The organism is Mycoplasma sp. P36-A1, from assembly GCF_049478495.1.
Classification (GTDB): domain Bacteria; phylum Bacillota_I; class Bacilli_A; order JAJDGJ01; family JAJDGJ01; genus P36-A1.
On record NZ_CP168083.1, the window covers coordinates 693,365 to 717,096 of the forward strand.

A 23,732-nucleotide genomic window follows, 5' to 3' on the forward strand; every position below is an offset into this window, starting at 1 on the left:
AGCACGCAAGTGCTTTTTAATATTACGATAATGTAATATATTGTAAGTTAATTTAAAGGTTAAAAATAAAAAAGGGTGCTAAAATTAAAGAGAACTACAAGTTAAAGGAGCTGGTTAAATTGAATAAAGAATCAATTATCTTTTCTATTTTAGCTTTTGTAGCATTATTGGTAGTTTTATTTTTAACATATAATTTTTTAATGAAATACTAAAAAAGGAGACAATTATAATGAAAAAATTTTTACTAGTATTATTAGCCGCTATTGTTGTATTAGCAGTTGGTAGTTATAAATTAATAAGTGATCAATACAAAGGAGATAGCTATTATACTCAAATTACAACAGATGGTGAAAAGAAATCTGAGAAAATTGATGATGGATCTACAGTAGTAACATTTAGTTACTCACTTCCATCATATGATGAAAAAGGAAACATGAAAGTAATGAATTTCAATGGTACAAATTCTGAAGGTAAACAACTTAGAAAAGATGCTTATTTAAAATTAGAATATAATGATGATAAAGGTGTTATTTCATGGGAAGAAGTTCAATTTGATCAAATACCAACTATTGTACAAGAAAAACTTAAATAGTCACTAAATTTAACTTATGAAAAGGAAAGTAGTTAATACTATTTTCCTTTTTTGTTGTCAGTTAAAGCATTTTTTGTTAAAGGCTATATATAATTACAATTATTGTGTATAATTAAACTATATGAAAAAAAGGAGTGTTTTAAATGGAAAAATTACCTAATTGTCCTAAATGTGATAGTGAATATACTTATGAAGATGGAAATAACTTTGTTTGTCCAATGTGTTCATATGAATGGTCAAAAGATGAAATAGTAGCAGAAGATGAAGACTTAATAAAAGATGTAAATGGAGCTGTTCTACAAGATGGAGATTCAGTAATAGTAATTAAAGATTTAAAAGTAAAAGGAAGTTCAAATGTCATAAAAAAAGGTACAAAAGCAAAAAGTATAAGAGTTATACTAGGAAAAAAAGACCATAACATAGATACTAAATTAGATGGTTTTGGTGCAATTGAATTAACAGCTATTTATGTAAAAAAAGCTTAACTTGCATTAATTTGCTTATTAAATATTACTTAATAGGTAAGCAATTATGTTAAAATAAATATAGAATTAAAGATAAGACTTTGTTTCAAGGTCTTTTTTATCATTTGTTTAAAAGGAGGGGAAATGCATGAATAATAATATTGTTATGGCTACAAAAGTATTATTAGGATTATCAATACTAAATATAATTCCATTTTCTTCAAGTATAATAAAAACAACAATGATTGTTATCATTTTAATGATGATATTAGAATATCTAATTTATAAAACATATAAAATCTTCGAGTTGAAATATGCATTTATAATTTGTGCAGTCTTACTAAGCTCACCATTTTTATATACAATACCAACAAATGTTGTATTTTTAAAAATTATTTCTACAGGCTTATGGATTTTATCACTAATTTTATGCTTATTAGCATATAGAACATATTTAAAAATAAAATTATTATTAAAGAGGGAGCAAACTAAATGAATGTAGCTTTAATAGGTGTTAATGAACTAACTAGACTTGTAGTTGAAGAAATACAAAAGTCTAAAGTTTCAATAAACTCAACAAAAATAATAGGCATTTATGATTTTAATAAAAGTAATGAGATACATTATAAAAATATTAAAATCTATAATAATCTAAATGAGATTTACTCTGATAATGGTATAGATACAATTATTGTGCTAACAACAACATTAGAGGCAAAAGATATTATTGAAAAAGCTTTAACTAATAAAAAACATGTTATCAGTGTAAATAAAGATGTTTTAGCAATTTATCATAATAAATTATTTGATATAGCATTAAAAAATAATGTCGGTCTTTACTTTGATGCAGCCATAGGTGGTGGAATACCAATAACCGATTTTTTAAGTAATATGAGCAAAAGCGATGAAATATATGATATAAAAGCAATATTGAATGGTACTAGCAATTTTATTTTAACAGCAATGAATCAAAGTGAACTTGATTTAAATGTAGGGTTAATGCAAGCAGTAGCAAATGGGTATGCAGAAGAAGACCCAATTCAAGATATTAGTGGTTTTGATGCAGCTAGAAGTTTATCAATGATAGCTACACTAGCTTACAATAAAAATATTACTGTTGATGATATTTTCATTAAAGGTATTGAAAAGGTAAATATAGATTCATTGCAAATTGCAAAAGGACTTGGTTATACAATAAAACAAATTGCTAGTGCAAGTATGTTTGAAGGATCGTTATCTTTATATGTTTTACCATGTTTTGTAAAAGACAACATTTTATTATCAAGAGTTGATGGAAATATGGGTGCTTTGTACTTAACAAGTAAAAACCTTGGTTATTCTATGATTTATGGCCCTGCAACAGGTAATAAAGAAATTTTAAATGCAATTATTCAAGATATTAATAAAGTAGAAAACTTAATTAATAATAATGGGGTATTTAATGCTTTTAACTATTTAGATGAAAGTAAAAACATTGTTACAAATTCAGTACAATCAGAATTTATATTTATAGGTGAAAAAGAAAGTATAGTCAATTTAAATGATCAAATTGGTAATATTATGATAGATGAAAACACTCTAGTTGTTAGTGTTACAATTGAAAAAGCATATGAGTATGCAAACAGCTATAATCTTCATGCTTTTCCATTGGTTTATTAAATGAAAAAACTAGGACTTGATGCTTTTACTTTAAAAGTAATTGCTTTAATATCAATGACTATAGACCACATAGGTTATTTTCTATTTCCAGATATTCTTTTTTTGAGAATCATAGGTAGAGTTGCCTTTGTAATATTTGCTTATTTTACAGCAAATGCATATATTCACTCTAGTAACAAAATAAAACATGGACTAACTTTACTTGGTTGTGGTTTAGTATTTGATATATTTACTATAATTAGTAACCAGTATTATGTTTCTAATATATTTATAACTTTAGCCTTTGGTTATTTTTTGATAATGACTTTTGATAAAAAGCAATACTTACTCAGCCTATTATTATTAATAATTGTACACTTCTGGCAAATGGACTATGGTTATTATGGAGTAATACTAATATTTATGTGTTACATATTTTATAAACAAATAGATTTACTAGTTATTGTTAATTTAGTTTTGGTAATGTTTTTTTCACAATTAAATATTGTCTCTGATGTTCAATACTATTCATGCTTTGGCCTGATGTTACTATATTTTTACAATTTTAAAAAGGGCAGAAGTATGAAATATCTATTTTATATTTATTATCCATTACATATAGTAATTATTCAGATAGTTGCACAATACATGTAAAGTATTCAAAAAGTCATGACATAAGTAAAAGGTAATGTTATAATTAAATAGATGATAAAAGCAAATATGCTTTTTTATATAAATTAATGAAAGAATGGAGAATTACATAATGGAAAAATTAGTAGTAGAAGCATTAATTGAAATTCCAACAGGAAGTCAGAATAAATATGAAATAGATAAAGAAACTGGAAGAGTAAAACTTGATAGAGTATTATATTCATCAATGTTTTATCCTGCTGAATATGGTTATATTGAAAATACATTAGCAGCAGATAATGATCCAATTGATATCTTAGTACTTACTACATATCCAACATTTCCTGGTTGTTTAATTGATGCTAGAATATTAGGAATGTTAGAAATGATTGATACAGGAGAAGAAGATGTTAAATTAATCGCTGTTGCTCAAGATGATCCTCGCTTTGATCATGTTGAATCTTTAGATGATTTGGCACCTCATACTTTAAAAGAAATTCAAAACTTCTTTGATACATATAAATTATTACAAAACAAAGCAGTTGAAACTGGTAGATATTTAGGTGTCGAAGATGCTAAAAAATATTTAGATGCTGCAAAAGAAGAATATAAAAAATTAAATAAATAAGACTAACTAGTTTAGTCTTTTTTATTATGGAGAGATAAAATGGAAGAAAAAAAACCTTTTGATAGTTATTTTCAATTGTTTAAAGAAACATTTATTTTAAGTGCTTTTACCTTTGGTGGTGGTTATGTCATAATTGCAATGATGAAAAAGAGATTTGTTGAGCAGTTGAAGTGGATAGATAATGATGAAATGTTAGATTTAGTAACAATAGCTCAAAGTGCACCTGGGGTAATGGCGGTAAATACTTCAATTATTTTAGGACGTAAACTGGGAGGTTTCAAAGGCTCATTAGTTGCTACTTTAGGAACCATTCTACCACCTTTTATTATTCTTGGTATAATTTCATTATTCTACAAAGCCTTTGTTAGTAATTTTTATGTAGCTAGTGTTTTACAAGGAATGCAAGCTGGAGTTGCTGCAGTTATTTTAATAGCAGCTATTACAATGTTTAATGATATGAACACTGTTAATAAAACCTATAATATTATCATGAGTCTTGCAGCATTCTTTTTATCATATTTTATGAATATTAATGTCATATATTTATTAATAGCTGCCTTGATTATAAGTCTAATTATGGAATATATTAGATATATAAAAAGGAGGAATATTTAATGCTGTTTGATTTATTTGTATCCTTTTTAAAAATAGGGTTGTTTTGTTTTGGAGGAGGGTATGCTTCGATCTCTTTAATACAATCTGAAATAATAAATACCCATCAATGGATTGATATGAAGACCTTTAGTGATATCATTACTATTTCACAAATGACTCCTGGTCCAATAGGGATCAATGCAGCAACTTTTATTGGTATCAATGTAAATGGTTTAATAGGAGGAGTTGTAGCCACCTTAGGCTTTATAATACCATCATTTATTATTGTGAGTTTCTTGGGTTATATTTATTTGAAGTATGGGAATTTAACAATAATTAAAGTAGTATTACAAGGTTTACGACCGGTGATTGTAGGAGTTATTGCAGCAGCTGGACTAGCTTTATTAGTTGCAGCAATCTTTACCAATGGAGTTATTTCTAAAGAAAATTTTATGCCAGTTCAAGCATTTTTGTTTGCGATAAGTATTTACTTACTAGTTAAAAAAAAGAATTTAAATATTGTAGTTGTAATGTTTAGTGCAGGTTTAATAAATCTTGTTATTGTATTTTTAATGAAATTAATAGCATAAAAAAAGAAGTGATTAATTAAAATCAACTTCTTTTTTTTTCATATTATGTAAATATTACCATTTACCTTTAGCAATATGGTTTTGAACTTCAGCTTTTAATGATTGTTTCATTTGCCAAGCACTTTCGTGTGCAAATGTAAATAATTTAACACAAGCTGGATCAAGATTTTGTTCAATTCCTTCACTAGCAAGGTCCATCATACTTAACATTAAACCATCAAGTTCCATTAAAAGGTCATTAGATCTTTCAGAACGATAGATTAATTCTGCTGCCTCACTTGTTAATTCAACAAATTTATCAGGTGTAGCACCACATTTAAAACAGTTTGTTGTTACTGCATCTGTTTCAATAACATTGTTACAAACAGAGCATCTAAATAATTTTTTTTCCATTTTGATATTCCCCTTTCATATATATAATTGATTATATCATGCAAAGCAAAAAAGTCTTAACAATATGCAAATAAACTGTATGTTAAAGCTTTTCTAAAAAATCTACAAAATCTTCTACAAAGTCAATTGTTTTACCATCAATATCATTTTGTGGATTAAATTCATAAATATCTACTGCTGCAATTTCAAAATTTGAATTAACAGTTTCAAATAATTGTTTTACCTCTTGGATGCTTAGGCCACCTTCAACTGGAGTTGAAACACCTTTTAGTATTGAAGGATCTATTGCATCAATATCTAAAGAAATATGTACTTTTGATACTTTATTCTTTAAATGTTTAACTAGTTTATCCATTTCTTTTGAAAAAGTTGATGATTTTAACAAAGCATCTTTTAACTCAAGTATATTTTTTTCAAAAATAGTTATTTGCTCTGGATAATCTACACTTCTTGTTCCAACATATACAATATTTTCAAAAGATATTCTCTTAGAGTTTCCAAGATTGTTATATTTTTCTTCATTAATACCAGTTAGTGATGCCACTGGTGTTCCATGAACATTTCCACTTTCAGTTTCACTGAAACGATTAATGTCAGCATGAGCATCAATCCATATTAGACCAATATCATCTCCATATGTTTCTAATGAGGCTTTAACACTACCTAATGCTAAAGAGTGGTCACCACCTAAAGATAAATACTTATATCCTTGTGAGACAGTTTTAAGATTTTCATTGTATAAATCTAAACATGCTTGATAAATACTGTTATAATTTTTAACTTTTGCATTAATAGTCTCTTCAGCAACAGGGACGTGTGGAATGTAGTTTATTTTTTTTGCTAATTCTGGTTTGAATTTTTTAATATTTACATATCCTAAGCCTATTCCTAAAACATCAGCTCCATATCCAATGTCACTCATATTAATTTTAAAATTTTTCATAAATTCTCCTTTATTTTAGATAAATGAATTAAAGGTGATATCTTTATTTAAGAATGCATATGCAATTAGGATGATTAACATCATAACTGAAAATCTTGCAGCCATAAATCCTACTTTAACATAATAGCTACAGCAGTGGTCATAAGCATTCATTAAAGCATCTATTGCCTTTGCACTTAAAAAGCTTTTTATCCCGTGTTTAGCTTTTCCTACTGTACTATATTTTGTTAATAATTCATTTGAATCTAGTTTGTTATTGTTTTCATGCTGTTGCACTAAATATTTTCTTGATTTATTAATTTTTGAAATATAGTTTTTTAAAACTCTTCTTTGCCATATTCCTTTATTTTTTTCATTTATTGCTTGATAATCTATTTTAAAGTTTGATGGTACAATAATACTTTCATGAGTATCAGTATACAAAATATCGATTATTTTAATATATTCATTAGGGTTGTCTTTAACTACTTTTATTTTAGTTATATAAAAACTACAAGCCCAACCAAATAAGCATAATAAGGCTATTGTGATTAATGAAATACGTTGAAATAATAGAAAGCTAAACAACACTCCTACCATTCCCATACTAACTGTAAAAGCTGTTGGAAAGATACTAGCATGATTTGTTATATAGTCTTCTCTTATAAAATAAATGTCATTAAATTTAATATTTTTTGTGCCAATTTTAACACCACTTTTATCAAATATTATATTTGTTTTTAGCTGTTTATAATAACCATTTGTTTCTTGCATTTATACATTCTCCTCTTTTTATATTGCTCTTAATACAACAATAACGAAGACAGAAATGTCTTCGTTATCTCAATAACATAACTAGTTTTATTATATGATTTTAAATTGTAAAATACAACCTGTAAAACTACTTAATTATATTTTTTGCAACATATTTTGAGGTGAAACAACTTAATATTGCTCCATATTCCATATAGAATGATATTTTATCGCCAACTTTAATATTCTTATCAGTTGTTTCTAATAACATATGATCTGAGCTAGATCCAAGTATTTTTACTGTATCAATCATTGGCTCTATTACATCGGTTGAAACATCTTGTCTACCAATTGCCAATATTACTCTTCGATGTATACCTACATCTTCAAATTCAACCTCTTCACCAAAAGCATTAAAACCTCTTTTACCAATAGGATAAGATGGTTTATCTTTAACTTCAATAACTTCAGCTTCTAAAGTAAATATATGATCAACCATATCATCAATCATATGTCCATATGCTGATTCATGTCCATCAATAAAACCTTCACCAATTCTTAAGTTATTAACTTGTTTTGGTAAATTATTTTCTAAAGCAAGAGGAAGTGTACTTGAATTACCTCCTGATACAATAGGAAGTTTTATATTAAAATGTTTTTCAATATTTTCTTTTACTTCAACTAATTGTTCCATTTTACTTCTTGTTGGTATAATAGCACCATAACATGTAAGGTTTGTTCCAACTCCAAGTAACTTAATGTTTTTTAATTTTAAGATTTCATCAACTATTGTGTAATAGTCTTGATCAAACATAACACCTTCTCTTAAATCTCCTAAATCGACCATCAAAATAATTTCATGAACCTTATCTTGCTTTAAGGCAGCTTCATTTAATAATTTAATGGTAAATATTTCAGAGTTAAGTGAGCGATCACAGTATTTAACTACTTCATCTACCTCACTTGGTAGTGGTAATCTTAACATTAATGTATTTGATTCTGGTAATGCTTCTTTAATACTTTTTAAATTGATTATTCTTGAATCAGCAAAGTTTCTATAACCCCAACTGTGTAATGCCTCTACTATAGGTAAATATGCACTGTATGCTTTAGTTACTATATATAGTTCATCAAGGAAATCTAATTTTTTATACAACATTTCAGCATTGTATTTTAATTTTTCTAAGTCAATATTAATCCTTGGATACATTCAAAGACCTCCTCATTAAGTTTAATGCAGCTTTTTTATTAATTCTTGAGATTATACCAGCATTTGCAAGTATATAATCAGTATCCTTTAAAATAGTGATACCTGTTCTAGGTAATAATTTAAAAGCTGAATTACGTTCCATTATTTCTTCGACTAACTGTGGAGTATCAGGTAGTTTAGTTAAAGCACCACCAGTTAATACTACAAATTTAACATTTGTTAAATCTTTACCCTCAGCCATCTTTTTTTGCCCAGAAATAGTATATAGATTTTTAAAATCACCTGCATGTCTTTGAAGTGAAACTTCAGTTGCATACTCACAAAGCAATCTAGTAAATTTTAATTCTAATTCTGTTTCGGGTATGGGTTTGATATTTTCATATAAATCATACAACGTTTCCATTGAAATATCAAGTGTCTGAGCCATTTGCTTATGATTCATATTTTCAAATATATTTTGAGCATTTACATATAATCCTAAATCACCTTCAACAGTTCTTTTAGCTTCTGGTTCAGGATTAATCAGTATTCTTTGAATATCTTCACTTCCAATAGTAACAGAGTGGACATCAGTAGTTGCTCCTCCAACATCAATTACTACTAAATCACCAATATCTTCTTTTAATATTTTGGCAGCTTCCATTACAGCTCCAGGAGTTGGTATTATATGATCTTTAACACTTTCTCTTATGTGGGCCATACCTTTGGCTTTGGTAATATGCTTTTCAAACGTATCATGAATTATTTTTCTAACAGGTTCTACATTTAATTGATCAATCTGTGGATAAACATTTTCAGTAATTGTAACTAAATCTTCTTTACCATAGTGTTTTGCTAAAAATCTTATATCATCGTGATTTTGGATGTTTCCACAATAGATAATGGGAATATCTAAATCTAGTTCTAAGATTTTTTGAGTATTGTTTAAAGCTGTCTTTTTTTCACCATAATCAACTCCACCAGCTATTAAAATAATATTAATAGGGGTTTCTTGTAATCTGATAATATCTAAAGGTGTCAATTCGCCAGCAGTTATCATTTTAATGTTTGAACCAGCACCTAAAGCAGCTTCTTTTGCTGCTTTAGCTGTCATATCATAAACTAATCCATGGACACTCATTTTTAGACCACCAGCAGCTGAAGAAGTTGCTAGTAGATCATTATATTCAAGTGTATCTACTTTGATGTTATATTTTAAATCTTCGATAGCTTTATTCAATCCTATTGTAACATCATCTTCATCAACAGTTGTTTTATACTGACCTTGTCCAATAAAGACAGGATTATCACTATCTAAATTATCAAAAGCACTTACCAAAGTTGTAGTACTACCAATTTCAGCTACTAGTACGTCTATTTGCATAATTTATTTTTCCATTTCTTGTAATTTTTTTACTAATGCAGTAGCAACATGAACACCTTTTGTTCCACGTCCAAACCCTGCATCTGCACCATTTTCAATAGCGGTTTCAGGTATAACTTGTGTACCACCACTTAGTACTACTAATTTATCTCTTACACCTTTTTCAATTGCATAATCATTTAATTTTTTAATGTTTTTATAGTGGATATCATCATGAGAAATAATTGTTGATACTAGTACTGCTTGTGCATTAAGCTCAATTGCTGCATCAATCATTTTTTCTATAGGTACAGAAGTTCCCATATATTCATATGTAATACCATATTTTTCAATTCCACCATGTTTAATATCTATTACTTCTCTTAAACCTACTGAGTGTTCATCTTCACCAATAGTACCAGCTACAACTAGAATAGGGTGGTCTTCAACATATTCAGTTATTTCTTTTTCTGACATTACTTCTGGTTCTTTTGGTAAAGTTAATTCATCAATGTTTATATCAAAAGGAACTCTACCTTTAAATTGTATTCTTGTACCTTCTGATGGATGAAGTATTTCAGTATGAATTATTTCAACATCTTCTAAATTCATTCTTTTTCCTGTTTCTAAAGCTGCTGCTTGAGCAATTAATTTTGAAGTTGGATAGAATAAATCTACTGCAATAATTCCATCTCCAAGCCATTCAACTTCTGGTTTTAAAAGATTAGAATTACGATATTTTGCTGTTTCTGCCATTCTTACATAAACATTATCTTCTTCATCTAATTCATCTATAAATGTAATTAAATCAGGATTATCTAATGTACACTCTTTAACGATATCTTTATATGTTTTAGCATTGTATTGTTCTAAGTTATTATAACCAAAGTGAGCTTCTACAGGAGCTAGATAATCAACATCTCTTTCAAATATTGCATCTGCACCAATTCCACCTTCTGGATCTCTACCAATTCCATCTCCATTACGTTGAGGGAATTCTCCACTATCAATAAATGAGGCGTTTTTAACAGCTTCAAAATAACCACCTTGTGCTAGGATATCTTCCATGTATAAGATAGCTCTTTCTTTAAGTTCTCTTACTTTAGTACCCATTTCACCATCAAGGTTTAAATTTACTAATTCTCTAAAGTTATCCATACCTACTAAAGCTTGTTTAGCTGTATCAATAGCTTCAATGTTATAAATGTGCCAAGGAACATTTCGACCTTCATCAGGTGTAATTGTTGATTGAATATCAGCACTTGTAAGTCTTGAAATTACTAAGTTTAAAGCATGTGTAACTGTAGCTTCACGAGTTGATGAATCCATATATTTTGTATTCATTTGCGCTCTCATTTTATATTTATTAAATAAACTTCTCAATGCAATTGCATAAGGTAAATTAATTCTTAAATCAGGAGCTGGTGGTGCAGCTGGTGGAACAGTAGATAGACAGATATGTTCTGGTTTAATTCCTACTCTTTCAGAGAATAATGAATTAATAGCATGTTGAACTAATAATTCAGGCATTACATTCCAAGCATCTTTAGCTGTTGCATTAGCATTATGTGCTCCATCTATTTGTGCAATATCAGCCCATTGGATTAATTTTTTACTTTCTGCTGCATCAACAAAAGATCTAACCATATTAATATTTCTATAAAGTACATTATATTGTGGATCTTGGTGTGCACCATTAACTCCTTCTTCAGCAAACATTACAGCTATTTCTGGTCCTGCTACTCCAGAGATATACGAATGGTAGTTAATTTTTCTTCCAACTTCTTCTTCTATTAAATCTAAGGCTTTTCTATGAGCTCTAACTTGTTTTCTAGTAACTGGAATTCCACCAATACCTTGAGGTGTTCCTTCAATTAAACCATCAAAGTGTGATTGTCCAGCAGTACGTATAACCATTAAGTGATCAGCACCATGCCAAGCAGCCATTCTCATACGACGAATATCATCTTCAAAACGACCTGAAGCAATTTCAGTTGTAATAACACAATCAGGTTGTGGATCTATATTTTCAAGTGAACGAGAAGATGGAAGTGGAACTGAATTTTTTAATGGTGAACTACTTTCATAATAAGTAAATTCTCCATATTTATGAGCACCAGCATCACGCCAAGTCCAACCACGTCTTTTAGGACGGTAATCTTTTAAGTCTTTTAGTATTTCTTCTACATCTATTTTTTTATTGATATCCATGCTACTTATCTCCTTTAAAATAGTTTGTTACACTATCCCAGTATTTGTCTTCTATTAAACCAAAACCTGCTTCTTTGATAGATACATTATTTTCTTTTGATGCAACATAGATTACATGCCCAGCACCTTTAGACATTAATCCATAATCCATTACTTTTTCAACGATAGCTTTTGCTTCGATAGAAGAAAAACCAAGTCTTAAAACTACTGATCTTTCAACTGATGGAGTTGTATTTTTAACCCCTAATTCTAATAATGGATCAATAATTTTCCCTGTTAATTCCCAAAATAAATCATGAATTTCTTGATCAGTTAAGCCCTTTAAGTGTTTGCGATCTTCTAAATAAGTATCTGCTTTTTTTTGTACAGCCATTATTTTTCCTCCATCTTTTCAAATAGTTCTTTTAATTTTTCATTAGTAACTTTTAACTCATTTTTTAAATAGTCTAATTCAACTTTAGTTAGATTAGCTATTTCTTTTGAATAATTTGCTTTCATCGCTTTTATATAAGATAGTCTTAGTCTATCTAAGTTAACAGGAGTTACTTTTATATCTTTTGATGATTCTGGTAAAATTATATTTTTACCATTTTCAGATTCTTTAGGATTACCAAATTTAATATCAACACCATTTTTTCTAGCAAAAGATAATTGGGCATTAATATGTTTACCAGCTCCAGTATATTCTGTTTCTTGAACAACAATAATTTCATCTTCATTCATTTCTTGAGCTAATTTGAAAGCAACAGCTAATGATGTATTACCAGCTGGTCCTCTTTCATATCCTTCAAGTTGAGCTAACATTTCTGTGATAAAGAATACTTCACCTTGTTCTACTAAGTAATATTCATCCATATATCTTAATGGACGAGCTGCAGAACGAATTACATCACTTCTATCTGGAAAAGTTGCAAATGGAATTCCAAAACCAGTATGACCTGTTGTAAATGATTTTTTATTAAAATCAGTATCACTAGCCATATGTAATCCTTTAAGATTTACTGAAGCAGCAATTACTCTAGTATCAGTTGCACCAGTTTTGATCAATCCTCTTGCAGTACCAGTTAAGTTTCCACCACCAGCATTTGTACATACAACAGCTTCAGGGAATTTACCAAATTTTTCTTTTACTTCAGTTGCAATTTCATATCCTAAAGTTTCTACACCAGCAATTCCAAATGTAGAGTATAAAGATGCATTAAAAAATCCTGTTTCTTTTAATATTGATAAAGATTCAAAGAAAAGTTCAGGTCCAACAGTAGTTTGAATAACTTCAGCTCCTAAAGCTTCACATTTACGTGCTTTTTCAATAATTTCAGGTTGTCCAACACCTCTTGAATCATAAGTTTCTTGAACAATAATACACTCTAAACCTTGTTTAATTGCTTGAGCAGCAACGGCAGCACCATAATTTCCACTTGTTGCAGCAACAATTCCTTTATAACCTAATTTTTTTGCATGATATGCTGAAATTGAAGCACGTCTATCTTTAAATGAACCAGAAACATTACAAGCTTCATCTTTAACAAAAATTCTTGCACCTTTACCTGGAGCACTGTTTTTTCTAGCTAAAGCAGTAATATTCTTAAGTTCTATTAATGGTGTATTACCAACACCATTTTCTTTTTGAATTTCGATTGCTTCTTCAAGTGTATATGCTGCTTCACTCATCATTTTTTCATAATCAAAGGCAATTCCTTCAAGCTCAAATTTTTCATAGTCAAGACCTAAAGCTTTAGCTAAAATCTCTTCTCTTTCTGACATTATTTGTTCATATAGATTTGTATTATTTTTCATATCTTTCAGCCTTCAACTTTCTATCGATTTCAGTCATTTCAGGTAAGTATTCACCATAGTTTAATTCATACATTGGATCAACTTCTTTTAATACCCCATAATCTTCACGATTAGATTTTGTTAAAATTTTTGCTTCTTTGTTTAATTCACAATCTTCTAATAAAAATCCTTTTGTCCACATAGTAAATGGTTTACTTTTAGTTTCATCAGGAATTTTGCTTGTTCTTTCCTCAGGTTGAAGAATAACTCTTTCAATTCTGACAAAAGATCCTTTTTTTACTAACATTTATAACTACTCCTTTGCAATAAGAAGATAAAGCACTGCCTTATCTTCTTTTTTTATTTTATTATTATTTAATTAAATCTCTCATGTCTCCCATGATAGCTCTTGGCACTGGTAAATCAATCATTGTTTTTAAACCAGGAGTTGCATTAATAGTGTGAGGTATCATATTTACACACATTGCAATAGTACCAATTCCACCATCAACTTCAGGTGTAATAGACATACTTACTTTAGGATTACCTTCAAGAACAATGTAATCACCAGTATTAACTCCACCTAATTGTGGTTCAATTTGTTGAGGATGTTGCATGTCAATCATAACTTTACCATCAACAGTACCTTGAGCTGTCATATTAACACCAGCTAAACTTCCTGCTGCTGCAAATCCATAAGGAGATTTACGATCAACTTCAGTTACTATAGGTTTCATTTGTTGTTCAAAATTTTCAAGTTTTAAACCTAAACCATCAGCAATCATATTAACTGATTCTTTGAACCCAACATGTCCAGCTAATTCATGCTTAGCATTTTTTTCATTAAATTCATCAAGAGGCATTCCAACACCTTGTTCTTCCATAACAGCTGGACCAAAAGGTGATAGAGAATTTACTCTACGTGCAGTAATGTGATCTACTTCTTCCATACAACCAGTTAATGTTAAAACTAGTAAATCCATGATCAATCCAGGATTAATTCCAGTTCCTAATACAGATACACCATTAGCTTTTGCAATTTCATCCATTTTTGCAGCTAACTCAGGTTGATTAGCTAAAGGGTAAGCCATTTCTTCAGCAGTAGATACTACATTTAATTTAGCTTCAAGACATTTAACAATCTTATCATATGCTTTAGCAGTAAATGAATCAGTAGCAATTAAAGCAACATCTGCATCTACCTTTCCAACAATACTATCAATATCAGCAGAGATTAATACATCTGCATGATCACTAGTAGCATTTATTACTGATTTAAAATCTTTTCCAACTCTATCAGGATGAGCATCACAGACACCTACTATCTCTACCCCTTTTTTCTTAAGTAACATTGATGCCATTCCACTTCCCATAGCACCAAATCCCCAAATAATAACTTTTACGTTTTCCATTATAACAATATCCTCTCTTTCTTGTTTGAAATCTATGACTAAATTATACCAAATATTCAATATGAAAATCAGTAATTTTATAATATTTATTAATGAAGTTAGAAATTTTATAAATAGAACAAAACTTTTAACAAAACTTTGTATTTATTACAAAAGGGATATTCTTTTTATATATGTTGTGCTATTTTATGATAAGTACACAGTAGTGATTAATGCTATAAATTACTTTAATAATAGGGTTATTCGTAATATTTTAAATGTATAAATTACAAAAATAATTAACTATATGATAAGTTAATTAAGTTAAAATTAGCTTAGTAACTAGAAAAAATATAGGAAATAAATGGAATACAATTTTCTATTTTATAATATAATATGATACTTACCATAGTTATTTAAAGTAAACTTATAGATAATTATTATATAAATTAAGTAGTATATATTAATAAGTTTACACTTATGTACATTCGGTGTAGAATAGGGCAATATATAAAATAAATCATGAAAGTATAAGTATAATATTACTTATTAGAATAGAAAAAATATTAATTTTTTTAATTAAATCAATTATTAAAGGAGATCTCAATAATGAAAGAAAAAATTGAAGTGTTTGATTATGCATCAGAAATATTAAAAAGTATAAATAAAGGTATTTTGTTAACTACAAAAGCAGGCGATAAAGTTAACACAATGACTATAGGATGGGGAAGTTTAGGCGTTGAATGGCGTACTAATATTTTTATTGCATATATTAGAGAAAATAGATTTACTGCAACACAACTTCAAGAAAATGCTGAGTTTACTGTTAATGTTCCACTTGGTGATTTTGATAAAAAAATCATTGGAATTTGTGGTAGTAAGAGTGGTTTAAAAACAGATAAAATCAAAGAAGCTGGTTTAGATTTAATTGAATCTGATGTAGTATCAGTACCAGGAATAAAACAATTTCCATTAACTTTAGAATGCAAAGTAATTTATAAAAAGTTGCAGGACAAAGATCAAATAGAAGAGCGCTTTAATAAACAATTTTATCCTCAAGATGTTGCAAGTGATTTTCCAGGAGCTAATAAAGACTACCACTATGCAATTTATGGTGAAATAGTAAATGCATATATTGCTAGATAGTTAGACCTAATTAAGGTATATTATTAAAATAATAAACAAAAAAAGATGAGTAAATGATGTTAGTCTTGTTAAACAGACTTATCATTACTCATCTTTTTGTGCACTTATATTCTTTTTTTAAAATTTAAATTATTCACTAATAAGAGCATTTTCACCATTATTGTGTAAATATTGGTTAATTTCTATAAGAGTTTTTTTATTTAAAATACAATTCATAATCAAAGCATCTTTAACAATCTTTGAATATAATTTGTTATATTTAAATACTACAAGCATATCATTTACTTGTTCAATATCACAACCTATGTGTATCAAAATAGCTAATAAACGATCTCGACTTACTTTAGATTCATTAAATGAATTGGTTGCTTTATAAATGGCTTTATTAATACCGATTTCATTACCAACAGCATTTGGATTAGTTCCTTTACTATCTATAAGATGCCATAGTTTATCCTTAGCTTCAGATAGGCTGTAACTCTTATAATCGTTAATAATACTAATATCTTTGCTAATTAATTCATCTATTAATTCTGTCTTCATTTTATGGATATCTATTTTTTCTTTCATGTTATCACCAACTATATTATAGCAAATAATTTATACAATTATAAGCTATTATTATTTATAAAAAAAACTATAACAAATATTTGCTATAGTTTTTAAAAATTAAATATTAAACTGCATCTACATGATCGCTTCCATCATCAGGGAACATTGCATATCCTGTAGCTGCTGCAATAACTTCTGCAACTGGGTTGATTAAGTTAAAGAAAGCATAAGGCGCATATGCAAATGGGCTAACTCCTAAGAATCCCATCATTGTTGCACCACATGTATTCCATGGTACTAATGCAGATGTAATTGTACCACCTGATTCTAGAACTCTTGATTGAACACGAGGCGCTAAATTAAGTTTTCTAAATCCTTCTTTATACATTCTACCTGGTAAAACAATTGATACATATTGATCAGCTGCTAAGATATTAACAGCAATTGCAGTTAAGATAGATGTTAAAACTAATGACCAAGGTTTTCCAATTAATCCTTTTAGTGAATCTACTAATGATACAAGCATACCACTTGCTTCCATAGCTCCACCAAAACACATAGCACAGAAGATTAATGAAACTGTCCATAACATTGAATCTAATCCACCACGAGTAAGTAGTGATTGAACATCAAGTAAAATTTGTGGTTGATTTGGTAAGTTTGCAGCTGCTGTAGTTGTATTTAATACATCCATTGCACTTCCACCTTCTGGAACTGCTCCAGTAAAGTATTCCATACCATTGTAGAAATTACCACCATCTACTAGACTATATTCATTGAAAAATTGCGCTACATGATCAGCATTTGGTAGTGTAGAACCATCAAACTCATAACCATAATGTAATTGTCCAAGAATGCCTGCCATATCTGATTGACCTTGAATAAAGACTGTACATAAAATACCTAAGACTGTTGCTAGCATTAAACCTGGTAAAGCAGGTAATTTAAATACTACCATTCCAACAATAATTAATGGTGGAAGAAGTAATAGAATATTAATGTTGAAAGCACTATCTAATACATTTTGTAAGTCAGCGATTTGAGCTAAATCTCCACCTGAACCTTTAACAGTTACAAATCCTAAGATTACATAACCTACTAGTGCAATTATATAAGATGGAACTGTTGTATAAACCATTGATTTAATGTGATCAAACAAAGTAGTTCCAGCAATTGCAGGTGCTAAGTTTGTTGTGTCAGATAATGGAGACATTTTATCACCCATATAAGCACCAGCAACAATAGAACCAGCTGCCATAGCAGGATCTATGTTTAAAGCTTTTGCAATACCAACTAAAGCAATACCAACTGTACCAGCTGTAGTCCATGAAGAACCTGTAGCAAGTGCAACGATTGTTGAAAGAAGACATGCAGTCACAAAGAAGAATTGTGGGTTAATGATTTGTAATCCATAATAAATCATAGCAGGTACAATACCTCCAGCTAACCAAGAAGCAATAAGCATACCAATTACTAATAAGATGATACATGCTTGCATTGCCATCATAATTGACTGATACATACCTTTTTCGACTACATCCCATTTAGTACCATCTAAGCGTGCTAGGATTGCAGCAGTGATAGTCCCTAAAATTAAAGGGATGTGTGGATCTAATTCCCACTTCAATATTCCTACTATTAAATATACAACTAATAATAAGATAGTAATAATTCCGTATGCTTTTCTTCTGCCTGTTACTTCAGGCATGATAACTTCACTCATAATTCTCTCCCCTCCGTCTGTTTGAGTTGAACAGACCCTACGCTATAAGCGCTTTTAATATTTTAATATACATACATTATATACTAATTATTCATTTCTTGAACATAAATAGTTTATTTTTTTTTGGAACCATAACTATTTTTTATAGAAGAGTTGTCATATAAGAGTGATATGAGTAAGTGTTAAGCAATTATGTTGCTTATGACAAAAAAACTATAAAAAAAAAGTAATAAAAAATAAACTATTTATTAAATACGTGTAAATATCGTTATACTTATCATGTTTTTATATTAATAAGTGAAATTAATGATAAACTTCAATATAAAATATAGTTTACAAGCAGTTTACTTTTAACCTTATTTAAGGGCTTTTTCCGCCTTTTTTCTAGAGGTTTAATTTCTAGAATTATATGTAATATTTATATAAAAAATATTACATATAATGAATTTATTCTTTGAATATATATTTGTAAGGGTAGTAAGATTAAAGACTATTTATAAAAAGACATGTATACATAAAGAAAAAATACCTTTAGAGGTTTAGTTAAAGATAACATAAACATAAAGGTATTGATTTTTTTTCTAATTCAAATAAAAGTCTGTAATAATTACATAAAATATTCTAAAGAGAAAAAATTATATGGTTTTAAACAGCATCAACGTGATCGCTTCCATCATCTGGGAACATTGCATATCCTGTAGCTGCTGCAATAACTTCTATTACTGGGTTAATAATATTTAAAAATGCATAAGGTGCATAAGCAAATGGATTAACTCCTAAGAATCCCATCATTGTCGCACCACATGTATTCCATGGTACTAGTGGTGAAGTTAAAGTACCACCTGATTCTAGAACTCTTGATTGAACACGAGGTGCTAAATTAAGTTTTCTAAATCCTTCTTTATACATTCTACCTGGTAAAACAATTGATACATATTGATCAGCTGCTAAGATATTAACAGCAATTGCAGTTAAGATAGATGTTAAAACTAATGACCAAGGTTTTCCAATTAATCCTTTTAGTGAATCTACTAATGATACAAGCATACCACTTGCTTCCATAGCTCCACCAAAACACATAGCACAGAAGATTAATGAAACTGTCCATAACATTGAATCTAATCCACCACGAGTAAGTAGTGATTGAACATCAAGTAAAATTTGAGCATTGTTTGGTAGAGTAGATGCTGCAGTAGCATTAAAGACATCCATTGCACTTCCACCATCTGGAACTGCTCCAGTAAAGTATTCCATACCATTATAATAATTTCCTGCATCAACTAGACTATATTCATTAAAGAACTGGGCAACATTATCGGCATTTGGTAGTGTAGCACCATCAAATACATATCCATAATGTAATTGACTCAAGATATGAGCTGGATCATTTTGACCTTGGATAAATACTGTACATAACATACCTAATACTGTTGCTAGCATTAAACCTGGTAAAGCTGGTAATTTAAATACTACCATTCCAACGATGATTAATGGTGGTACTAATAATAATAGGTTAATGTTAAATGCGCTTGAAAGTACATTTTGTAAATCAACTATTTCTTTTAAGTCTCCTCCAGCACCTTTAACAGCAACAAATCCTAAGATAATATAAGCTACTAAAGAAATAACATAAGCTGGTATTGTTGTGTAGCACATTGATTTAATGTGATCAAACAATGTAGTTCCAGCAATTGCAGGTGCTAAGTTTGTAGTATCTGATAGTGGTGACATTTTATCACCAAAGTATGCTCCAGCAACAATTGAACCAGCTGCCATAGCAGGGTCAATATTCAATGCATTTGCAATACCAACTAAAGCAATACCAACTGTACCAGCTGTAGTCCAAGAAGAACCAGTAGCTAAAGATACAACTGATGCTAATAAACAAGCAGTAACAAAGAAAAACTGTGGATTAATAATTTGTAATCCATAATAAATCATAGCAGGTACAATACCTCCAGCTAACCAAGAAGCAATAAGCATACCAATTACTAATAAGATGATACATGCTTGCATTGCCATCATAATTGACTGATACATACCTTTTTCCACGATTTCCCATTTTGTTCCATCAATTTTTGCTAAAATAGCAGCCGTTATAGTTCCAAGAATTAATGGAATGTGAGGATCTAACTCCCATTTTAATATTCCCACTATTAAATATACAACAAGTAGTAATATTGCAATAATTCCAAATGCTTTTCGTCTTCCTGTAACCTCAGGCATAAAAACTTCACTCATAATTTTCTCCTCTCTTTCTGTTTGATTGCTCAAACTTATAAAACGATTTTAAATTTTGATATACATATATTATATACTAATTATTCACTTAGCAAACATATATATACAATAAAATTGTTTATAGATATAAAAAAGGAGAATATATATACTAATTATTTTTTTATTGAATGTTGTGTGTGTGTGTTTAATATTATGAGTGTATGTTGATTGTGTTATAAAACAAATAATAAAGATAAAACAATTGTAGTGGGGATTGAATGTTTTATATTTAATATTAAACTAATTATAACTATATTAAAAAAATAAAACTTAGTGTTTTTGCAAAAAAAATTATAATATTTTTGGAAAAATTATAAAAAAAGCATGATTATTTTTATAATTTCATAATATCTTTATATATCTTTTAAAAAAAGTTAAAAAAATGACTAGTTTTAGCTAGTCATATGTATAATCATTTAGTTATATTTTATGCTTTGTATAATTAATAATATTTATATGATTTATTATACTGAATCTATATAGTCACTTCCATCATCAGGAAACATAGCCCAACCTGTTGCTGCTGCAATAACTTCTAAAATAGGATTTAGTAAGTTAAAAAAAGCATAAGGAGCATAGGCAAAAGAATTAACTCCTAAAAAACTTGTCATAGTTGCTCCACATGTATTCCATGGTACAAGCGCAGAGGTGATTGTTCCTCCAGATTCTAAAACTCTTGATTGTACTCTTGGTGCTAAATTAAGCTTTTTAAAACCTTCTTTATACATTCTTCCAGGTATTACTATTGATACATACTGATCTGATGCTAAGATGTTTACTAAAATTCCTGTACAAATAGATGTTAAAACTAAAGACCATGGTTTACTAATTAGACCTTTTAACGAATCTACTAATGAAACTAACATTCCACTTGCTTCCATAGCACCTCCAAAACACATAGCACAAAAAATAAGAGATACTGTTCCTAGCATTGAAGATAAACCACCCCTTGAAAGTAGTGCTTTAACATCTAGCAATATTTGAGCATTATTTGGTAGATTAGCTTGCGATGAATTATTAAATACATCCATAGCACTTCCACCATCTGAAACTGCTTTGCTAAAATATTCCATACCATTATAATAGTTACCTGCATCTACTAGGCTATATTCATTAAAGAAGGTAGCAACATTATCAGCATTATTTAATGTAGAACCTGTATAAGTATAACCATTGTGTAATTGTTCAAAAATTAAAGCAAAGTCTTTTTGGTTTTGAATTAGAACAGTACATACAACTCCTAGTAAAGTAGCTAGCATTAATCCTGGTAAAGCAGGTAATTTTAAAACTACCATTCCTACAATTATTAGAGGCGGTAAAAGTAGAAATAGATTAATCTTATAAGAACTTGCTAAGACATTTTGCAATTCTGTAATTTGAGCTAAATCGCCACCACTTTCTTTCACAACAATGAAACCTAAAACAATATATGCAATTAAAACTAATACATATGCTGGAATAGTAGTATAGACCATAGATTTAATATGATCAAACAAAGTTGTGCCGGCAATAGCTGGCGCTAAATTAGTAGTATCAGATAGTGGTGACATTTTATCACCCATGTATGCTCCAGAAACGATAGATCCTGCTGCCATAGCAGCATCAATGTTTAAAGCTTTTGAAATACCAATTAAAGCTATACCAACTGTTCCAGCAGTAGTCCAAGACGAACCAGTTGCTAGTGCAACAATTGTTGATAGTAAACAAGCAGTTACAAAGAAAAATTGTGGGTTAATTATTTTTAAACCATAATAAATCATGGCCTGTACTATTCCTCCTGTTAACCATGAAGAGATTAACATTCCAATTACTAAAAGGATAATGCAAGCTTGCATTGCCATCATAATTGATTGATACATTCCTTTTTCAATTACATCCCAACTTGTGCCATCTAATTTAGCAAGAATAGCTGCAGTAATGCTACCTAGAATTAGTGGTATTTGAGCACTTAATCCCATTTTTAAAATTCCAACAAATAAATAGGTTACTAGTAAAACAATGGCAATTACACCAAATAATTTACGTCGTGTTGTTACTTCAGGTATTATAATTTCACTCATAATTATGTCCTTTCTGTCTAATATAGACCTGCGCATCAAGCGACTTTTAAATTTGAATACATTATTATTATATACATAATTAAAGTGCTTTAAAGATACAGTTTTAAGGGAATATTATTAATATAATTCCTACTTATGCAAAAAAATAATTATGGTGATTTCTTAATTATTTATTAACAAAAAAAGTTTTAATTAAGCAAAAAGGCATAAAAAAAATATAATTAAAAGTTCTATTAGATTGTTTAATGATAAATTTCAAAAAAACAAAAGAAATGTATATTTTTAATTATTAGTAAAAACATAATATTAAACTAATTTTTATTTGTTAATATTATATGAATAAATTATTATAAACACCTTGTTTTTTTTTACAATAAACTGTATTATTAAATTTGACAGAATGGAGTGAGAAAATGCATATAATGGGTAAAAAATTGAAGTTTCAGTCAACACTTTTTGTAATATGTGTCATCGTAGTACTTTTTGCAGAAATTTTAACTTTGGTTTTAAAAGGAAAAACTTTAAGTGATACTGCTGCAACAATTTATGGAACTATTGTGGCTGCTAGTTATGTTGCCGAAATAATTGGGTTTATAGCATTGATATGTATGATTCTTTATGATAATACTTATCATTACTTTGAAAATTTAAAAGTTAAAAAAATAATTACTGTTTTCTATGGAGCTGTATTCATTAATTTATTTGCAATGATGTTTAGATTAATTGATTACCACATAGTTTGGAGTATTTTAAATATAATTGTTTCAATTATTATGGTGTATTGTGTACTTTGGTTAGAATTAAAAGATCATCACAAATATGATTAAAATAAAAGTG

General features: G+C 28.8%; 24 protein-coding genes. 10 read left to right on the forward strand and 14 right to left on the reverse strand.

Annotated features, from left to right (window positions below; all coding sequences use genetic code 4):
• The first annotated feature begins 229 nt into the window (after positions 1–229).
• The 8 genes from ACD762_RS03215 to ACD762_RS03250 all read left to right on the forward strand — a co-directional run bounded on the left by ACD762_RS03215 (position 230) and on the right by ACD762_RS03250 (position 5,136).
• On the forward strand, positions 230–592 hold the full coding sequence (locus ACD762_RS03215) for a YxeA family protein (protein WP_423364420.1): 363 nt from the start codon (positions 230–232) through the stop codon (positions 590–592).
• Between the two features lie 143 nt (positions 593–735).
• Positions 736–1,077: a zinc ribbon domain-containing protein YjdM gene (locus ACD762_RS03220; protein ID WP_423364421.1), complete on the forward strand. Its 342-nt coding sequence runs from the start codon at positions 736–738 to the stop codon at positions 1,075–1,077.
• A 127-nt stretch (positions 1,078–1,204) separates the two neighbouring features.
• Positions 1,205–1,558, forward strand: coding sequence for a hypothetical protein (locus ACD762_RS03225; RefSeq protein WP_423364422.1), 354 nt, complete (start codon positions 1,205–1,207; stop codon positions 1,556–1,558).
• The gene (locus ACD762_RS03230) at positions 1,549–2,715 is read left to right on the forward strand and encodes a homoserine dehydrogenase (protein ID WP_423364423.1); all 1,167 of its coding nucleotides are present in this window, start codon (positions 1,549–1,551) and stop codon (positions 2,713–2,715) included. The genes ACD762_RS03225 and ACD762_RS03230 overlap by 10 nt, the downstream gene beginning before the upstream one ends.
• Positions 2,716–3,348 carry a TraX family protein gene (locus tag ACD762_RS03235; protein WP_423364424.1) on the forward strand — a complete coding sequence of 211 codons (633 nt, stop codon included), beginning with the start codon at positions 2,716–2,718 and terminating at the stop codon, positions 3,346–3,348. It abuts the gene before it with no gap.
• A gap of 109 nt (positions 3,349–3,457) precedes the next feature.
• Positions 3,458–3,952, forward strand: a complete 495-nt coding sequence (locus ACD762_RS03240) for an inorganic diphosphatase (RefSeq protein WP_423364425.1) — start codon at positions 3,458–3,460, stop codon at positions 3,950–3,952.
• 39 nt (positions 3,953–3,991) lie between these two features.
• On the forward strand, positions 3,992–4,567 hold the full coding sequence (locus tag ACD762_RS03245) for a chromate transporter (RefSeq protein WP_423364426.1): 576 nt from the start codon (positions 3,992–3,994) through the stop codon (positions 4,565–4,567).
• Positions 4,567–5,136 carry a chromate transporter gene (locus ACD762_RS03250; protein ID WP_423364427.1) on the forward strand — a complete coding sequence of 190 codons (570 nt, stop codon included), beginning with the start codon at positions 4,567–4,569 and terminating at the stop codon, positions 5,134–5,136. Before ACD762_RS03245 ends, ACD762_RS03250 begins: the two co-directional genes overlap by 1 nt.
• Before the next feature lie 54 nt (positions 5,137–5,190).
• Here ACD762_RS03250 and ACD762_RS03255 read toward each other — a convergent pair whose 3' ends face one another.
• The 10 genes from ACD762_RS03255 to ord all read right to left on the reverse strand — a co-directional run bounded on the left by ACD762_RS03255 (position 5,191) and on the right by ord (position 15,155).
• Complete coding sequence (locus ACD762_RS03255; protein ID WP_423364428.1) at positions 5,191–5,529, reverse strand: hypothetical protein; 339 nt, start codon at positions 5,527–5,529, stop codon at positions 5,191–5,193.
• Positions 5,530–5,611: 82 nt separating this feature from the next.
• Positions 5,612–6,472, reverse strand: a complete 861-nt coding sequence (locus ACD762_RS03260) for an arginase family protein (RefSeq protein WP_423364429.1) — start codon at positions 6,470–6,472, stop codon at positions 5,612–5,614.
• Positions 6,473–6,487: 15 nt separating this feature from the next.
• The gene (locus ACD762_RS03265) at positions 6,488–7,225 is read right to left on the reverse strand and encodes a hypothetical protein (protein WP_423364430.1); all 738 of its coding nucleotides are present in this window, start codon (positions 7,223–7,225) and stop codon (positions 6,488–6,490) included.
• Between the two features lie 127 nt (positions 7,226–7,352).
• On the reverse strand, positions 7,353–8,414 hold the full coding sequence (locus ACD762_RS03270) for an alanine/ornithine racemase family PLP-dependent enzyme (RefSeq protein ID WP_423364431.1): 1,062 nt from the start codon (positions 8,412–8,414) through the stop codon (positions 7,353–7,355).
• Entirely contained in the window at positions 8,398–9,777 is a 1,380-nt protein-coding gene (locus ACD762_RS03275) for a GlmL-related ornithine degradation protein (RefSeq protein ID WP_423364432.1), read from the reverse strand. Before ACD762_RS03275 ends, ACD762_RS03270 begins: the two co-directional genes overlap by 17 nt.
• Before the next feature lie 3 nt (positions 9,778–9,780).
• Positions 9,781–11,967 carry a D-ornithine 4,5-aminomutase subunit OraE gene (oraE, locus tag ACD762_RS03280; RefSeq protein ID WP_423364433.1) on the reverse strand — a complete coding sequence of 729 codons (2,187 nt, stop codon included), beginning with the start codon at positions 11,965–11,967 and terminating at the stop codon, positions 9,781–9,783.
• Position 11,968: 1 nt separating this feature from the next.
• Positions 11,969–12,340 (reverse strand): ornithine aminomutase subunit alpha, encoded by a 372-nt coding sequence (locus ACD762_RS03285; protein ID WP_423364434.1) that lies wholly within the window; start codon positions 12,338–12,340, stop codon positions 11,969–11,971.
• Positions 12,340–13,764 (reverse strand): 2-amino-4-oxopentanoate thiolase subunit OrtB, encoded by a 1,425-nt coding sequence (ortB, locus tag ACD762_RS03290; protein WP_423364435.1) that lies wholly within the window; start codon positions 13,762–13,764, stop codon positions 12,340–12,342. Before ortB ends, ACD762_RS03285 begins: the two co-directional genes overlap by 1 nt.
• Positions 13,754–14,050 carry a 2-amino-4-oxopentanoate thiolase subunit OrtA gene (gene ortA, locus ACD762_RS03295; protein WP_423364436.1) on the reverse strand — a complete coding sequence of 99 codons (297 nt, stop codon included), beginning with the start codon at positions 14,048–14,050 and terminating at the stop codon, positions 13,754–13,756. Before ortA ends, ortB begins: the two co-directional genes overlap by 11 nt.
• Before the next feature lie 64 nt (positions 14,051–14,114).
• Positions 14,115–15,155, reverse strand: coding sequence for a 2,4-diaminopentanoate dehydrogenase (gene ord, locus ACD762_RS03300; RefSeq protein WP_423364437.1), 1,041 nt, complete (start codon positions 15,153–15,155; stop codon positions 14,115–14,117).
• A 588-nt stretch (positions 15,156–15,743) separates the two neighbouring features.
• Between ord and ACD762_RS03305 the strand changes: the two genes are divergently transcribed.
• The gene (locus tag ACD762_RS03305) at positions 15,744–16,280 is read left to right on the forward strand and encodes a flavin reductase (RefSeq protein WP_423364438.1); all 537 of its coding nucleotides are present in this window, start codon (positions 15,744–15,746) and stop codon (positions 16,278–16,280) included.
• Between the two features lie 129 nt (positions 16,281–16,409).
• Here ACD762_RS03305 and ACD762_RS03310 read toward each other — a convergent pair whose 3' ends face one another.
• The 4 genes from ACD762_RS03310 to ACD762_RS03325 form a co-directional block, all read right to left on the reverse strand.
• The gene (locus ACD762_RS03310) at positions 16,410–16,850 is read right to left on the reverse strand and encodes a hypothetical protein (RefSeq protein ID WP_423364439.1); all 441 of its coding nucleotides are present in this window, start codon (positions 16,848–16,850) and stop codon (positions 16,410–16,412) included.
• 106 nt (positions 16,851–16,956) lie between these two features.
• The gene (locus tag ACD762_RS03315; RefSeq protein WP_423364440.1) at positions 16,957–18,555 is read right to left on the reverse strand and encodes a Na+/H+ antiporter NhaC family protein; all 1,599 of its coding nucleotides are present in this window, start codon (positions 18,553–18,555) and stop codon (positions 16,957–16,959) included.
• A gap of 645 nt (positions 18,556–19,200) precedes the next feature.
• On the reverse strand, positions 19,201–20,796 hold the full coding sequence (locus ACD762_RS03320; RefSeq protein ID WP_423364441.1) for a Na+/H+ antiporter NhaC family protein: 1,596 nt from the start codon (positions 20,794–20,796) through the stop codon (positions 19,201–19,203).
• A 503-nt stretch (positions 20,797–21,299) separates the two neighbouring features.
• A complete protein-coding gene (locus ACD762_RS03325) occupies positions 21,300–22,895 on the reverse strand; it encodes a Na+/H+ antiporter NhaC family protein (protein WP_423364442.1) in 1,596 nt (531 codons plus the stop codon).
• 422 nt (positions 22,896–23,317) lie between these two features.
• Between ACD762_RS03325 and ACD762_RS03330 the strand changes: the two genes are divergently transcribed.
• Positions 23,318–23,722, forward strand: a complete 405-nt coding sequence (locus ACD762_RS03330; RefSeq protein WP_423364443.1) for a hypothetical protein — start codon at positions 23,318–23,320, stop codon at positions 23,720–23,722.
• The last annotated feature ends 10 nt before the right edge of the window (positions 23,723–23,732 follow it).